We start from the raw sequence: 14,806 nt of genomic DNA, 5'->3' as shown, positions 1-14,806 counted from the left end.
GAGGGGAGCGGACGATGGGCTTCACCGACAAGGCCAGGAACAAGGTCGACGAGATGACCGGCGTCGCGAAGGAACGCATCGGCGACGCGACGCACAACGAGCGGATGCGTTCCGAGGGCGCCACGCAACAGGACGCCGCGCGGGCCCGGCAGACGGGCGAGCAGGCCCGGCCGGCGGGTCGCGACATCAAGGAGTGACGACGAGCAGGATCAGGCCGGGCGCGACGGCGCGGCCACCCGCTGACGCGGGGCACGGCGGACCCCGGGGCGACGTCCCGGGGTCCGTCGTCGTGTCCGAGGTACCCGGACGCCGGCTCACCGTCGGGCGGTAGGGTCGCTGTCCGTGACCGTGGCGCGTTCCCTGGTGTTGTTCGTGCTGGCCGCGTTGGCCGAGATCGGTGGCGCGTGGCTGGTGTGGCAGGGCTGGCGGGAGCACCGGGGCCTGTGGTGGGTGGCGGCGGGGGTGCTGGCGCTGGGCGCGTACGGGTTCGTGGCGACGTTCCAGCCGGACCCGCACTTCGGGCGGATCCTGGCCGCGTACGGGGGCGTGTTCGTGGCGGGTTCGCTGGTGTGGGGGGTGCTGGTGGACGGGTTCCGCCCGGACCGGTGGGACCTGGTGGGCGCGGCGATCTGCCTGGTGGGTGTCGCGGTGATCATGTACGCGCCGCGGGGCTGACCGGCGCGGCGGGGCGGTGCCCGTCGATCCGCAGCATCACGATCATCAGCACGATCACGACGGCCAGGTGCAGGGCGGAGTTGACGGCCGCGCCGACCGGGGTGGTGGCCAGGACCAGCGCGGCGGTGGCGAGGCGGCTGCCGGTACGCGCGACGCCGAGGCTGTGGCGGATGTCGGCGATGGCGGTGAGGAACAGGGCCACGCCGGCGGTGAGCGCGAGCGCGGCGGGCCAGCCGGCGGGGTTGTCGGGGTGGGCCACCACGGCGTGCAGGCCGGTGGCGGTGGCGATGATGCCGAGCAGCAGCACGAAGTGGGTGAGGATGTAGGCGCGGGCGGACATGCGGCTTCGGGCTGCCTCGTCGGCGCGGTCGAGGGCCGCTTCGCTGGCTGCGGTGTCGGTGAAGTAGGTCCACCAGAGCGCGGCGGGGAGGGCGAGGGCCATCACGACGGCGCCGGCGATGGCGGGGCTGATGTGGTCCAGCGGGGCGCCCATGCCGATGGCGGCGACGGTCTCACCGAGGGCCACGATGACGAGCAGGCCGTGCCGTTCGACGAAGTGGGCGGGGCGGATGTGGAAGCTCGCGGCACTGCCGAGCCAGGAGTGGCCGGGCAGCAGGTAGGGCAGGACGGTCTGGGTGAAGATGGCGGTGACCCACAGGATCGGCACGATCGGCCCGGTGAGCAGGCCGGCGGCGAGGATGAGCGCGGCGCCGCCGAGGTTGTAGGGGGCGAATCGGCGGACGGCGGGCCGGGCGGTGCTACGGCTGAACAGGCCGACGTGGACGCTGACCACGATCAGGTAGCCGATGCCGAAGAGCAGGCCGCTGCCGGCGAAGGCGTCGGGGACGGCGATGGCGGTGAGCAGGAAGCCGCCCATGCCGCCGAAGAGGAGGAGCTTGCGGGCGGGGCGGTGGGGTGGGACGTGGTTGGTCAGCCAGACGTAGCCGCTGTAGAGGTACCAGAGCAGGCCGAGGATCAGGACGGTCCGGCCGGCGCCGGTCCAGTCGAGGTCGTGTTCGAGCAGGTTGGCGAGCTGAACGACGGTGAGGACGAAGACGACGTCGAAGAAGATTTCGACGGGGGTGGCGCGCTCGGCGGTGTCGGTGTCCCGGGGTTGGTTCCCCATGGCGCGACGCTAACGGCTGGTGGGGCCTCCGGCGGTGGAAATGGCGTCACCCCCGGGCCGGCGGTGGGCTCGGGGGTGACGGGTGGTGCGGTTCAGTCGTTGCGGTGGGCGTGCCACCAGGCCTGGCCGGCCTCGGGCAGGGTGTCGATCGGGTCGTAGTAGGCGTACCGCTTGTTGAGGGCCTCCAGGTCGGCGGACTCGATGGAGGTGCGGTAGTTCTTGGTCCAGTAGGAGATGCCGCGGTCGCGGTCGTACTCGGTGAGCATGTGGACCCAGCGCTTGCCGACGAAGGGGACGTCGCAGACGATGCGCGGGGTGGCGTAGCCGGGCAGGTAGCCCATGATGTCGTGCTGGAGTTGCTGGGCGTGCCAGACGGGGACCCGCCAGTGTTCGGCGTTGGGGATCATGTCGCACATGTAGAAGTAGTACGGCAGGATGCCCGCCTCGCCTTGGAGGGCGAAGCAGAGGTCGAGCAGGTCGGGGGCGGTGGCGTTGACGCCGCGCATGAGGACGCCCTGGTTGCGGACGTCGCGGACGCCGACGTCGAGGGCGGTCTGGGTGGCCTTGGCGACCAGCGGGGTGAGCGACTGGGCGTGGTTGACGTGGGTGTGGATGGCGAGGTTGACGCCGCGTCGGGCGGCGGTGCGGGCGACCCGTTCGAGGCCCTCGACCACGTCGGGCTGGAGCCAGTGCTGGGGGAGGCCCATGAGGGCCTTGGTGGCGAGGCGGATGTCGCGGACGGTCTCGATGTCGAGGAGCCGCATCAGGTAGGACTCGAGGTTGCGCCACGGCACGTTGGCGACGTCGCCGCCGGAGACGACGACGTCGCGGACGCCGGGGTGGGCCTTGAGGTAGGTGATGTGGGCGTCGTAGCGGTCGACGGGCTTGAGGGTGAGTTTGAGCTTGTCGACGGCGGGGGTGGAGTTGCCGACGAGGTCCATGCGGGTGCAGTGGCCGCAGTACTGCGGGCAGGTGGAGAGCAGTTCGGCGAGGACCTTGGTGGGGTAGCGGTGGGTGAGGCCTTCGGCGACCCACATGTCGTGCTCGTGGAGGCTGTCGCGGCTGGCGTAGGGGTGTGAGGGCCAGTCGGTGCGCCGGTCGGAGGCGACGGGGATCATGTAGCGCCGGATGGGGTCGGCGTAGAGGGCCTCGGTGGTCATGGGCGCGAACGGCACCATGGTGTTGAGCATCTGGGGTGGCACCAGCATGGACATGGTGGCCAGGTTCTTCTGGTCGGTCTCGAGGTCGGCGTAGAAGGTCTCGTCGACGAGGTCGCCGAGGACGGCGCGGAGCTGCTTGATGTTCTTGACGCAGTTGACGCGTTGCCACTGCGCGCTCTCCCACTGGTCGCGGGTGATGTGGCGCCAGCCGGGGAAGCGGGTCCAGTCGGGTTCGACGAGGGGGGCGCGGCGGTACTCGTACGGCTGGCCGGCGGTGGGGGTGGGTGCCGGCGCGTGCTGGGGCGCGGGGATGGCCTCCACCGGGTGGGTCTGGGTCACGGCCCCTCCTCGTGGGTGTGGTGCGGGCGATCAGTGGTCCCGTACGCTACTGGAAAATATCCGGTCAACAAACTAGTCTGCCGGAAGTTTTCCCGCTACGCGAGCCCTGTCCGGGGCTTCGAGCGGCCGGACAGGGAGGTCGGCGTGACGTCACCGGTGGGTCTGCACCGCGTTCTGGAGCCGGCGGGGGTGCTGCCGCAGGCGGCGTGGCGGCTCGACGCGAGTCCGCAGATCGCGCCGAACGAGGTGCGGATCCGGGTGCAGCGGCTGAACCTGGACGCCGCGAGCTTCCGGCAGTTGTCGGAGAAGCACGGCGGGGACGGGGAGAAGGTCCGTGCCGAGGTGCTGGAGATCGTGTCGACCCGGGGGAAGATGCAGAACCCGGTGACCGGGTCCGGCGGCATGCTGATCGGCACCGTCGACGAGGTGGGCCGCCGGTCGCCGCTGGGCCTGCGGGCGGGGGACCGGGTGGCGACGCTGGTGTCGCTGACCCTGACGCCGCTGACCATCACCGACGGGCTGGCCCGGTGGGACGGGCGCAGCGAGCAGGTGCCGTGTGACGGGTACGCGATCCTGTTCGCCCGGTCCATCGCGGCGGTGCTGCCGGCTGATCTGCACCCGGAGCTGTCCCTGGCCGTGCTGGACGTGTGCGGGGCGCCGGCGCTGACCGCGCGGGTGGTGGAGGGGTACGTGGCCGGCCGGGCGCGCGAGGGGGATGCCCGGCCGGTCAGCGTGGCGGTGATCGGTGGTGCCGGTAAGAGCGGGTCGCTGTCGCTCGCGGCGGCGCGGCGGGCCGGCGCCGGCCGTACGGTCGGGGTGGTTCCGGTGGACGCGGAGCGGGACGCGCTGGCGGCGGCCGGGGTGGCGGACGTGGTGGCGGTGGCCGACGCCCGGGATCCGGTGGCGTTGTCGACGGCGGTGACGTCGGCGCTGGCGGCGCCGGCGGACGTGACCGTGGTGTGCGTGGACGTGCCGGGGTGCGAGCACGGGGCGGTCCTGGCGACCGCCGACGGCGGCACGGTGGTGTTCTTCTCGATGGCGACGAGTTTCGCGGCGGCGGCGTTGGGCGCGGAGGGTCTGGCGGCGGACGTGACGATGCTGGTGGGCAACGGGTACGTGCCGGGCCACGCGGAGTTCGCGCTGGATCTGCTGCGTGCCGAGCCGGGGGTGCGCCGGCTGTTCGAGGCGCGGTTGGCGGCAGACTGAGTGCCATGACGAACCCCTCGACTCTGTACCGCGGCGGTGTGCTGCACTGCCCCGCCGACCCGAGCGCGACGGCTCTGCTGGTGTCCGGTGGCCGGATCTCCTGGTTGGGGTCGGACGCGGACGCGCCGTCCGCCGACCGGGTGGTGGACCTGGCGGGGGCGTTGGTGACGCCGGCGTTCGTGGACGCGCACGTGCACGCCACGGACACGGGGCTTGCGTTGTCGGGGCTGGACGTGTCCGCGGTGCGTTCGGCGGCGGAGCTGCTGGAGGCGGTGGCGGCGTTCGCGGAGGGGCTGCCGGCGGACGCGGTGGTGCTGGGGCACGGCTGGGACGAGTCGAGGTGGGCGGTGCCGCGGCCGCCGGACGCCGACGAGGTGGACCGGGCGGCCGGTGGGCGGCGGGTGTACCTGTCGCAGGCGTCGATCCATTCGGCGCTGGTGTCGCGGGCGTTGCTGGCGGCGTGCCCGGAGGTGGTGGCCGCGGCGGGGTACGACGGGTCGGGGTGGCTGCGGCGGGACGCGCACCACGTGGTGCGGGCGGCGGCGTTCGGGTCGGTGACGCGGGCGCAGCGGGTCGCGGCGCAGCGGAGGGCGTTGGAGCACGCGGCGTCGTTGGGCGTCGCGGCGGTGCACGAGTGCGGGGGGCCGGAGATCTCCGACGAGGAGGACTTCACCGGTCTGCTGGCGATCTCCGGTGCGGGGGTGCCGGAGGTGTACGGGTACTGGGGTGAGCTGAGCGGCGCGGCGCGGGCGCGGGAGCTGGGTGCGGTGGGCGCCGGTGGGGACCTGTTCGCGGACGGGGCGTTGGGGGCGCGGACGGCGCACGTGTCGGCGGCGTACCGGGACGGTGACGGGTGCGGGCACGGGTACCTGACGGCCGGGCAGGTGCGTGACCACCTGCTGGACTGCGCGGCGCACGGCCTGCAGGGCGGGTTCCACGCGATCGGGGACGCGGCGATCTCGACGGTGCTGGACGGGTTCGCGGCGGCGGCGGAGAAGCTGGGCACGGACCGGGTGCGGGCGGCGCGGCACCGGGTGGAGCACGCGGAGATCATGAGCAAGCGGCTGATCGCCGGGTTCGTGGAGTACGGGGTCGTCGCGTCGATGCAGCCGGCGTTCGACCGGTTGTGGGGTGGGGCGGGCCGCATGTACGAGTCGCGGTTGGGCCTTGCCCGGTCGCTGGAGTCGAACCCGATGGGGGCGATGCACTCGGTGGGGGTGGCGTTGGCGTTCGGGTCGGATTCGCCGGTGACGCCGCTGGACCCGTGGGGGTCGGTGCGGGCGGCGGCGGCGCACCACAACCCGGCGCAGCGGATGAGTGTGCGGGCGGCGTTCGCCGCGCACACCCGCGGCGGGTGGCGGGCGGTGCACCTGGACGCCGAGGGGGTCCTCGCGTTGGGTGCGCCGGCGACGTTCGCGGTGTGGGACACCCCGGTCGGGGTGGAGCGGGGGCTGCCGGTGTTGCAGTCCGACGACCCGGAGGCGCGCGGTCCGGAGGACCCGACGCCGCTGCCGGTGTGCCGGCGCACGGTGCTGCGCGGTGAGGTGATCTATGAGGAAGGGTCGTCGTGAGTGAGGGAACCACCCGTCGTGCCGGCGCCGAGCGGAGCGAGGTGACGGCGTGACGTCCAAGCTTGATCTGGATCCGGTGCTGGTGGCGCGGGCGCGGACCCTCGCCGCCCGCGTCGGTGCGCCGGTGGTGGAGCTGGCGCGCAGCCACACGACGGTGTCGGTGGAGCGGGCGGTGCTGCGGCTGGCCGGGGTGGCCGGCGCGGACCCGGACGGCATCCCGTGGGTGAACCGCCTGGTGGACGCGGTGGTGGCCGACGTGGGTCTGGGGCACGGGGTGGCGGTGCCGGTGTTCGACGCCCTGGCCCGGGAGCAGATCACCGACGTGACGCTGCTGGCGCAGAAGGCCGCCGCCGGGTCGGTGCGGTTCACGGTGCCGACCGGGAAGGCGGCCACCGCCGCGCGGCGGGCGGCCCGCCGGGCGGTCGCCGCGGGGATCCGGCGGATCGACCGGCGGCGGGCCGAGCGGGACCGCCTGGTGAAGCGGTACGGGGATCCGGCGCAGCGGCCGTGGATCTACCTGATCGTTGCGACCGGGGACATCTACGAGGACATCCCGCAGGCGCAGGCCGCCGCACGGGCCGGGGCGGACGTGATCGCGGTGATCCGCTCCACCGGGCAGTCGCTGCTGGACTACGTGCCCGAGGGCGCGACCCGGGAGGGGTTCGCCGGCACGTACGCGACGCAGGAGAACTTCCGGCTGATGCGGGCGGCGCTGGACGAGTCGTCGCGGGAGCTGGGCCGGTACGTGCGGCTGACGAACTACGCGTCGGGGCTGTGCATGCCGGAGATGGCGACCCTGGCCGGTCTGGAACGCCTCGACATGATGCTCAACGACTCGATGTACGGGATCCTGTTCCGGGACATCAATCCGATCCGGACGTTCGTCGACCAGCGGTTCTCCCGGCAGGTGCACGCCCGGGCGGGGATCATCATCAACACCGGTGAGGACAACTACCTCACCACCGCGGACGCGGTGGACGAGGCGCACACGGTGACGGTGTCGCAGCTGCTCAACGAGTACTTCGCGCACGAGGCCGGGTTGGCGGACTGGCAGTTGGGGCTGGGGCACGCGTTCGAGATCAACCCGGACCTGCCGGAGTCGTTGCGGTTGGAGTTGGCGCACGCGCTGCTGGCGCGGGAGCTGTTCCCGGACGCGCCGCTGAAGTGGATGCCGCCGACGAAGCACATGACCGGTGACGTGTTCCGCGGCAACCTGCTCGACGGGTTCTTCAACCTGGTCGGCACCATGACCGGGCAGGGCATCCTGCTGGTCGGCATGATGACCGAGGCGGTGGTGACGCCGTGGTTGTCCGACCGGGACATCGCCCTGCAGAACGTGCGGTACGTGCTGGGCGCGGCGGGCGGGCTGCACGAGGACTTCGTCCCCGCGTCGGGCGGTTTCATCCAGCAGCGCGCCCACCGGGTCCTCGGCGAGGCGGTGGACCTGCTGGAGCGCATCGGTGAGCAGTCGCTGCTGACGGCGATCGCCGAGGGCACGTTCGGGATCATGAAGCGGCCCGCCGACCGGGGCAAGGGCCTCGACGGGGTCGCGCGGCACGAGGCCGACTACTACAACCCGGCCACCGACATCCTGGAGGCGGCGGCGTGAGCGCGGCTGCGGAGAAGAAGGTCGTCCGGCCGTACGGGGACACCACCGGCGACGGCATGGTGCAGGTGTCGTTCACGCTGCCGGTGCCGCACGACAAGCGGGCCGAGGGCGCGGCGGTCCAGCTCGCCGGGAAGATGGGCATCGACCCGGCGATGCTGGTGCACGCCAAGCAGATGGGCGACGGGTTCACGTTCTTCGTCGTGTACGGGCGGGTGAACCACCTGGTGGACCTGTCCGCGGTGCAGGTGATGGAGCGCGACTACCCGCTGCTGTCCGCGAAGGACGTCAACGCCGTCGTCAAGGGGAAGCTGCGGCGCAAGCTGTCGGTGGTGGGGGCGTGCATCGGCACCGACGCGCACACCGTCGGCATCGACGCGATCCTCAACGTCAAGGGCATCGCGGGGGAGAAGGGCCTGGAGTACTACCGGGAGCTGAAGGTCACCAACCTCGGCGCCCAGGTGAGTGTGCCGGAGCTGGTGGAGGCCGCCCGCGCCGAGCGGGCCGACGCGGTGCTGGTGTCGCAGGTGGTCACGCAGCGCGACGCGCACCTGCACAACACGCGGGAGATGTCGGCGGCGTTCCGGGAGGCCATGCCGGCGGGGAAGCGGCCGCTGCTGATCGTCGGCGGGCCCCGGTTCGACGAGACGATGGCCGGTGAGCTGGGTGTGGACCGGATCTTCGGTCGGGGCACCACCCCGGGCGAGGTGGCGTCCTACCTGGTCCACGCGTTGATCGAGAACAGGACGGTGAAGGCATGAGCGATCCTCGGCTCGGGGTGACGGTGACGCACCGGCGGTACGTGCCCTACTCGCACGCCCACTACGCGGGGAACCTGGTCGACGGGGCGTACGCGCTGGGCCTGTTCGGGGACGTCGCGACGGAGGTGTGCATCCGCACCGACGGCGACGAGGGCCTGTTCGCCTCCTACTCGGACGTGCAGTTCCGGGCGCCGATGCGGGCCGGGGACGTGCTGGAGGTGACGGCCACGGTGACCCGGGTGGGGACCCGCAGCCGCACCATCGACTTCGCGGCGCGGGTGGTGTGCCGGGGCCGCCCCGACCGGGGCGAGTCCGCGGCCGAGGTGTGCGACCCGCCGATCGTGGCGGTCACCGCCACCGGCACCGTGGTCGTCCCCCCGGCGGCGTGAACGTCGCCGTCTGCGCCGACGTCGGCTCCACGTACACGAAGGTGGCGGTGGTCGACCTCGACGGCGGCCGGCTCGTCGCGGCGGCGGCCGCCCCCACCACCGTCACCAGCGACGTGCTGCACGGCCTCGACGCGGCCGTCGCCGCGGCCACCGCCGGCCTGCCCGCCCGCGACGCGCCGTGGTACGTGTGCTCGTCCGCCGGTGGCGGGCTGCGGCTGGCGGTCGTCGGGTACGAGCACCTCGTCACCGCGCAGGCGGGCCGGCGGGTCGGCCTGTCCGCCGGGGCGAACGTGGTGCACGTGGCCGCCGGCCGGCTCGGCGCCGCCGACCTGGCGGCGCTGCGGGCCGCAAGGCCCGACGTGGTGCTGCTCGTCGGCGGCACCGACGGCGGCGACGCGGACACCCTCACCCACAACGCGACCCGGCTGGCGAAGGCCCGCTGGCGGGTGCCGGTGGTGCTCGCCGGCAACGTCGACGTCCGCGACGACCTGCACGCCCTGCTCGCCGCCGCGAAGGTGCCGGTCACGGCCGCCGACAACGTGCTGCCCCGCATCGGGGTGCTCGCGCCCGCCGGCGCGCGGGCGGCGATCCGGGAGGTGTTCCTGCGGCACGTCATCGGCGGCAAGCGGCTGTCCCGCGGCCCCCGCTTCCCGCGGCTGGTGCGGGCCGCCACCCCCGACGCGGTGCTCACCGGGGTGGAGGTGCTCGCCGACACCCTCGGCGGGGACCTCGCCGTCGTCGACGTCGGCGGCGCCACCACCGACGTGTACTCGGTGCTCACCCCCGACGAGCGGGAGTCCGGCCCGGCGCGGCAGGTCGCCGGCAGCCTGTGGCGGGCCCGCACCGTGGAGGGTGACCTGGGGATGCGGTGGAGCGCCCCCGGGGTGGTGCGGGCGGCCGTGGAGGAACGGCTCGTCGACCCGGCCGAGGCGGACGGTCTCGCCGGCGCCGCCCACGCGCGGGCGGCCGATCCCGGTTTCCTGCCCGGCGACCCGGCCGAGCGGGCGGTCGACGCCCGGATCGCCGCCCTCGCGGCGACGGTGGCCGTCCGCCGCCACGCGCGCGGCGCGGCCACCGGGGAACGCGCCGGCCGGGACCTGCGGGAGGTGAAGCTGCTCGTCGGCTCCGGCGGGGTGTTGCGGCACGCCCCGGCCGCCGACGCCGCCGCCGTGCTGGCCGCGGTGCTCGCCGACCACGCCGGCGGGTGGCCGCTGCCGCGCGCCGCCCGGCCCGTCGTCGACGCCGACTACGTCCTGGCCGCCGCCGGGCTGCTCGCCGCCGACCATCCGGCCGCGGCCCGCGCCCTCGCGCTGCGGGTGCAAGCAGGGGCCCCCTGTTAACGCCTGGCGTTGTACAAGGGGCCCCTGTTAACACCCGGCTGGCCCGGCGGTCAGCTCCGTCCGCCGGGCGGGCCCGTCACAGCGAGCCGCGCCGCCACGGGCCGGTGATCGCGAACGTGATGCCGGGGCTCTGCACGTTGACGAACAGCCAGTTGCCGTTCTTCGGTTCGAACGTCGACCCGCACCACTCCGACCCCGAGTAGTCGCCGGCCGGCACCGACTTACCGGCCACCCCGCCGGCCGGGACCACCACCTGGTTCAGGGCGAACGGGAAGATCTCCCCGTCGGTGGTGAGGCCGTGCAGGTACTCGCCGGAGCTGCCGTCCTCGCACAGCACGATCCCGCCGCGGGGGCTGACGCAGATGTTGTCCGGGTTGTTCAGCACCGCCGCGTCGGGGGAGGCGAACAGCACCCGCATCCGCTCGGCCGCCGGGTCGTACTCGAACACCTGTCCCTGCCCGGCCGGGCCGCCGCTGGTCGACACGATGTAGACGCGCTCGTTGCCGTACCAGGCGCCCTCCAGGCGGCGGAACACCGCGGCGCCCTTCGTCACACCCTGCAGCACCGGCGGCACCTCGCCCGGCGCGTAGTCCGGGTTGTCGATCGTCACCCACGTCAGGTCCCGGTACTGCGTGCCGGTGCCGTCGGCGTACGTGGAGTACGAGGAGCCGTCGGCGGTGGGGATCACCAGCATCTGCAGCACCCCGCCCGCGGCCAGCTCGCCCCGGCTGGCGGGCAGGAACCGGTACAGGCCCGACGGGGTGGCGTCCTCGGTGAGGTAGACGATGCCGGTCGCCGGGTCCACGGCCACCGCCTCGTGGCTGAACCGGCCCATCTGCCGCAGCGGACGCGGGTCGCCCTTGCCGGTGTGCGGCACCTCGAACACGTACCCGTGGCGGGTGCCGTCCGGGCCGACCTCGGTGGTCTCCTCACACGTCAGCCACGTCCCCCACGGGGTGGGACCGCCGGCGCAGTTGCGGATCGTCCCGGACAGCGTCGCCCACGAGCCGAGGAACTGCCCGGCGTCCGGGTCGAACACCACCGTCGTCGTGCCGCCGGTGGCGGCCGGGTTGTAGGCGGGAGTGGTGAACGCGCCGGTGTAGCCGCCGCGTTCGTGGTTGCGGACCAGCGACACGAGGCCGTCCGGGCGGCGGAACGCGGCCATGCCGTCGTGCGCGCCGGGCGTGCGGATGCCGTCGGACATCAGGTCACCGGTCCAGCCGTAGCTCACGTACTCGAAGCCGCGGGGCAGGCGCAGCAGCTCCAACCCGGTGGCGGCGTCCTTCACCGGGTACAGCGGGCCGTAGTCGGGGCTGGCGGGCAGCTTGGACAGGGGGGCGGCGCCGGCGGTGCGGGCGCCGAGGGCGTCCAGCGGGCCGAGCGCCGCCAGCGCCGCGGCGGTCACCCCGCCGCGCAGCAGTCCCCGCCGGTCCGTTCCGTGCACAGGTGTCACATCGACCTCCAGTGTTCGGGTGCGTCGGCCCCGACGCTAGGAGCGGCGGCGACGGCCGTCACCGGATGCGGTGTGAACCTCAGCTGAACGCCACCCCAGCGCCGGGCGACGGGACTCGCCGACACGACACGCCGGTGTGGCCTCCGCGACTCGTCGGGGGTGGGTTGACAGCGCCCCGGGGGGAGCACGTACCGTCTTTGAGTCCTACTACGGGAAGCGGCTGTTGTTCGCTTCGTCCCTTCGTCCGCTGGCCGAGCGACACGAGCATTTCGTCGCGGCGGCCAGGTCCAGCGGGCGGGGGTCGGCGGGGCGGCGCGAACCGGCCGCGGTTACCGGTGTACGGGCAGGATGAGGGGCACGGCCAGTAGACAACGGCCAGGCGGGGGCAGCCAGTCCAGCGCCGGGTCGGTCCGAAGGTCGGCGCGCCGCATCCTCGCCCCACCGGCCGGGAAGGGCCTGGGAGCATCGGGGCGCGGCGCGAGCCGCGCCCCGATTTCGTTTCTCCGGGCAACCGGTCGGCCGGGACGTACGCGACACCCACCGCCACGGACTCCGAGTGGATCAACATGGGCGGGTAGCCTTCGGCCCGTGATCGTGGTGAGGTGCCGGTGACGACCGTGGAGACGACCCAGGAGCAGGCCGCGCGGACGCGTCCCGCCGTGGCGCCGCCCCGCCCGCTGCCGCTGCCGGTGGCCGTGGCGGCGGCGGTCGCCGGGGGAGCGGCGATGCTGGTCGCGTTCCCCCCGTACGGGCTGTGGCCGCTCGCGCCGCTCGGGGTGGCCCTGCTGGCCGCGGCGGCGCACCGACGGCGGTTGCGCGCCGGCGCCGGGCTGGGCTTCCTGACCGGGGTGGCGCTGTTCGCGCCGATGCTCAGCTGGACCAACCTGCACACCGGCTACCTGCCGTGGGTGCTGCTGTCGCTGCTGCAGGCGGGCTACCTGGCGCTGCTCGGCGCGGCCACCGCCTGGGTGTCCCCCCTCGCCGACCGTGTCCGGTGGGCGTGGCCCGCGCTGACCGGGTTGCTGTGGGTGGCGCAGGAGGCGCTGCGCGACCGCACCCCGTTCGGCGGGTTCCCGTGGGGCCGGCTGGCGTTCAGCCAGGACGACTCCCCGCTGTTGCGGCTGGCCGCGCTGGGCGGCGCGCCGCTGGTCACCTTCGCGGTCGCGCTGACCGGCGGGTTCCTCGTCGCCGCCGCCTGGTGGTGGCAGGAGCCGCGCCGCCGGCCGGCCGGCGAGCGGCGGTGGGCGCCGGTCGCCGTGGTGGCCGCCGCCGCGCTGGCCGTACCGGCCGGTGGGCTGCTCGTGCCGGTCGGCGCCGCCGCTGGCGGCGACCCGGTGACCGTCGCGATCGTGCAGGGCAACGTGCCCCGGCTCGGGTTGGATTTCAACGCCCAGCGCCAGGCGGTGCTCGACAACCACGTCGACGCCACCGTCGACCTCGCCGCCCAGGTCACCGCCGGCGCCCGGCCCCGCCCCGACCTGGTGGTGTGGCCGGAGAACTCCAGCGACATCGACCCGCTGCGCGACGCGGGCGCCGGCGCCCGGATCCAGGTGGCCGCCGACGCGATCGACGCGCCGATCCTCGTCGGCGCGGTGCTGCGCGGCCCCGGTCCGGGGCAGGTGCGCAACGCGGGGCTGCTGTGGCGGCCGGGCACCGGCCCGGACCTGGAGCAGCTGTACACCAAGCGGCACCCCGTGCCGTTCGCCGAGTACGTGCCCATGCGCGACCTCGCCCGCATGGTCAGCGAGCAGGTCGACCGGGTCCGGTCCGACTTCGTGCCCGGCAGCACGCCCGGCGTGCTGCGGACCGGTCCCGCCGTGCTCGGTGACGTCATCTGCTTCGAGGTCGCCTACGACGAGGTCGTCCGCGACACCGTCACCGCAGGCGCGCAGCTGCTGGTGGTGCAGACCAACAACGCCACCTTCGACGTGGCCGAGGCGCGCCAGCAGTTGGCCATGGTGCGGCTGCGGGCCGTCGAGCACGGCCGGCCGGCGCTGATGGCCTCCACGGTCGGGGTGTCCGGGTTCGTCTCCCCGGACGGGCGGGTAAGCGACGCCACCGGGTTCAACACCCGCGCGGTCGTGGTGCGCGAGCTGCGCCTCGCCGACGGGCGCACGCCGGCCACCCGGGTCGGACTGTGGCCGGAGGTGGCGCTGACCGCCCTGGCGGTGGCGGCCCTCGCGGTCGCCGGGACACGGCGCCGGCGGGAGCGCGCCGCGGGCGACTGACGCCCCGGGCCGGCTGACGCCCCCGGCCGTGGCCGGGGCGGCGGCCGGAACCCCGGCGGAGGGGGAATGCGACGGTGGGCGACGAGACCGGTCACCCCGGGGTGGGGCGGGTGCTCGTGGTGATCCCGACCTACAACGAGGTGGACAACCTTCGTCAGGTCGTGCGGCGGGTGCGCCGGACGGCGCCGGCGGTGGACGTCCTCGTCGCCGACGACGACAGCCCCGACGGCACCGGGGCGGTCGCCGACGCCCTCGCCGGCACCGACCCGCGGGTGCACGTCCTGCACCGGCGGGGCGAACGCGGCCTCGGCGCGGCGTACCTGGCGGGTTTCGCGTGGGCCCGCGAACGCGGCTACGACGCCGTGGTGGAGATGGACGCCGACGGTTCCCACGCCCCGGAGGACCTGCCGGCGCTGCTGGCCGCCGCCCGCGACGCCGACGTGGTGATCGGGTCGCGGTGGGCCCGCGGGGCGCGGGTGCTCAACTGGCCGCTGCGGCGGCTGCTGCTGTCGCGCGGCGGCAACCTGTACGCGCGGCTGGCCCTGGGCGTGCCCGTGTCCGACGCCACCGGCGGGTACCGGGTGTACCGGCTCAGCGCCCTGGACGCCATCGACCTGGGGTCGGTGTGTTCGCAGGGGTACTCGTTCCAGGTGGAGCTGGCCCACCTCGCCCACCGGGCCGGTGTCCGCATCGTGGAGGTGCCGATCACGTTCGCCGAGCGGGAACACGGCAGCAGCAAGATGAGCCCGCGGATCGTGGCGGAGGCGCTGTGGCGGGTCACCCGGTGGGCGGTGGCCGACCGGCGGCAGGCCGTACGCCGGGGACTGCACGGCACCCCCACCGGCCAGGTGCGGTGGCCGTAGCGAGCCCGGGGCGGCGGTCGCCGGGTCCGTGGCGTGCGTGTCATGCTGGATGGGCGTGGACGACGCCCCCGGGGCCGGGCGACAGCCGG

12 protein-coding genes and 1 pseudogene are annotated in these 14,806 nt (G+C 74.3%); 10 read left to right on the top strand and 3 right to left on the bottom strand.

Annotated features, from left to right (window positions below):
• Window positions 1-14 precede the first annotated feature (14 nt).
• Window positions 15-197: a CsbD family protein gene (locus GKC29_RS19885; protein ID WP_155332248.1), complete on the top strand. Its 183-nt coding sequence runs from the start codon at window positions 15-17 to the stop codon at window positions 195-197.
• 145 nt (window positions 198-342) lie between these two features.
• Entirely contained in the window at window positions 343-675 is a 333-nt protein-coding gene (locus GKC29_RS19880) for a YnfA family protein (RefSeq protein WP_155332247.1), read from the top strand.
• Here the strand turns inward: GKC29_RS19880 and GKC29_RS19875 are convergent.
• Both GKC29_RS19875 and GKC29_RS19870 read right to left on the bottom strand, forming a co-directional pair.
• Window positions 653-1,801, bottom strand: a complete 1,149-nt coding sequence (locus tag GKC29_RS19875; protein ID WP_155332246.1) for a low temperature requirement protein A — start codon at window positions 1,799-1,801, stop codon at window positions 653-655. The two genes, GKC29_RS19880 and GKC29_RS19875, sit on opposite strands and share 23 nt — an antisense overlap.
• A gap of 92 nt (window positions 1,802-1,893) precedes the next feature.
• Window positions 1,894-3,300, bottom strand: coding sequence for a KamA family radical SAM protein (locus GKC29_RS19870; protein ID WP_155332245.1), 1,407 nt, complete (start codon window positions 3,298-3,300; stop codon window positions 1,894-1,896).
• Between the two features lie 156 nt (window positions 3,301-3,456).
• On the opposite strand from GKC29_RS19870, the gene GKC29_RS19865 reads away from it, so the two are divergent.
• From GKC29_RS19865 to GKC29_RS19840, 6 genes are read left to right on the top strand one after another with little or no spacing between them, the layout of a single operon-like run.
• On the top strand, window positions 3,457-4,506 hold the full coding sequence (locus tag GKC29_RS19865; protein ID WP_196255934.1) for a zinc-binding alcohol dehydrogenase: 1,050 nt from the start codon (window positions 3,457-3,459) through the stop codon (window positions 4,504-4,506).
• A 5-nt stretch (window positions 4,507-4,511) separates the two neighbouring features.
• Window positions 4,512-6,077: an amidohydrolase gene (locus GKC29_RS19860; RefSeq protein ID WP_155332243.1), complete on the top strand. Its 1,566-nt coding sequence runs from the start codon at window positions 4,512-4,514 to the stop codon at window positions 6,075-6,077.
• Window positions 6,078-6,126: 49 nt separating this feature from the next.
• Window positions 6,127-7,686: a lysine 5,6-aminomutase subunit alpha gene (locus GKC29_RS19855; protein WP_155332242.1), complete on the top strand. Its 1,560-nt coding sequence runs from the start codon at window positions 6,127-6,129 to the stop codon at window positions 7,684-7,686.
• Window positions 7,683-8,444, top strand: coding sequence for an OAM dimerization domain-containing protein (locus tag GKC29_RS19850; RefSeq protein WP_155332241.1), 762 nt, complete (start codon window positions 7,683-7,685; stop codon window positions 8,442-8,444). The genes GKC29_RS19855 and GKC29_RS19850 overlap by 4 nt, the downstream gene beginning before the upstream one ends.
• Window positions 8,441-8,833 (top strand): hotdog domain-containing protein, encoded by a 393-nt coding sequence (locus tag GKC29_RS19845; protein WP_155332240.1) that lies wholly within the window; start codon window positions 8,441-8,443, stop codon window positions 8,831-8,833. Before GKC29_RS19850 ends, GKC29_RS19845 begins: the two co-directional genes overlap by 4 nt.
• Window positions 8,830-10,173: a glutamate mutase L gene (locus GKC29_RS19840; protein ID WP_155332239.1), complete on the top strand. Its 1,344-nt coding sequence runs from the start codon at window positions 8,830-8,832 to the stop codon at window positions 10,171-10,173. Before GKC29_RS19845 ends, GKC29_RS19840 begins: the two co-directional genes overlap by 4 nt.
• Before the next feature lie 76 nt (window positions 10,174-10,249).
• Here GKC29_RS19840 and GKC29_RS19835 read toward each other — a convergent pair whose 3' ends face one another.
• Complete coding sequence (locus GKC29_RS19835; protein ID WP_155332238.1) at window positions 10,250-11,626, bottom strand: PhoX family phosphatase; 1,377 nt, start codon at window positions 11,624-11,626, stop codon at window positions 10,250-10,252.
• Between the two features lie 588 nt (window positions 11,627-12,214).
• On the opposite strand from GKC29_RS19835, the pseudogene lnt reads away from it, so the two are divergent.
• Together lnt and GKC29_RS19825 are read left to right on the top strand one after the other, a co-directional pair.
• A pseudogene (gene lnt / locus GKC29_RS19830) lies at window positions 12,215-13,854 on the top strand (apolipoprotein N-acyltransferase).
• 74 nt (window positions 13,855-13,928) lie between these two features.
• Window positions 13,929-14,717 (top strand): polyprenol monophosphomannose synthase, encoded by a 789-nt coding sequence (locus GKC29_RS19825; RefSeq protein ID WP_155332237.1) that lies wholly within the window; start codon window positions 13,929-13,931, stop codon window positions 14,715-14,717.
• Window positions 14,718-14,806 lie beyond the last annotated feature (89 nt).

Origin of the sequence: Micromonospora sp. WMMC415 (genome assembly GCF_009707425.1) — a bacterium.
In the GTDB taxonomy this organism is placed as follows: Bacteria; Actinomycetota; Actinomycetes; order Mycobacteriales; family Micromonosporaceae; genus Micromonospora.
Note: the sequence above shows the minus strand (reverse complement) of the source record. Positions and strands in the feature narration are given on the sequence as shown.

What these genes read in the sequence shown, in the direction of transcription:
- GKC29_RS19885 (WP_155332248.1), top strand. Translation starts at nt 15, where the DNA reads ATGGGCTTCACCGACAAGGCCAGGAACAAGGTCGACGAGATGACCGGC.
- GKC29_RS19875 (WP_155332246.1), bottom strand. Translation starts at nt 1,801, where the DNA reads ATGGGGAACCAACCCCGGGACACCGACACCGCCGAGCGCGCCACCCCC.
- GKC29_RS19860 (WP_155332243.1), top strand. Translation starts at nt 4,512, where the DNA reads ATGACGAACCCCTCGACTCTGTACCGCGGCGGTGTGCTGCACTGCCCC.
- GKC29_RS19845 (WP_155332240.1), top strand. Translation starts at nt 8,441, where the DNA reads ATGAGCGATCCTCGGCTCGGGGTGACGGTGACGCACCGGCGGTACGTG.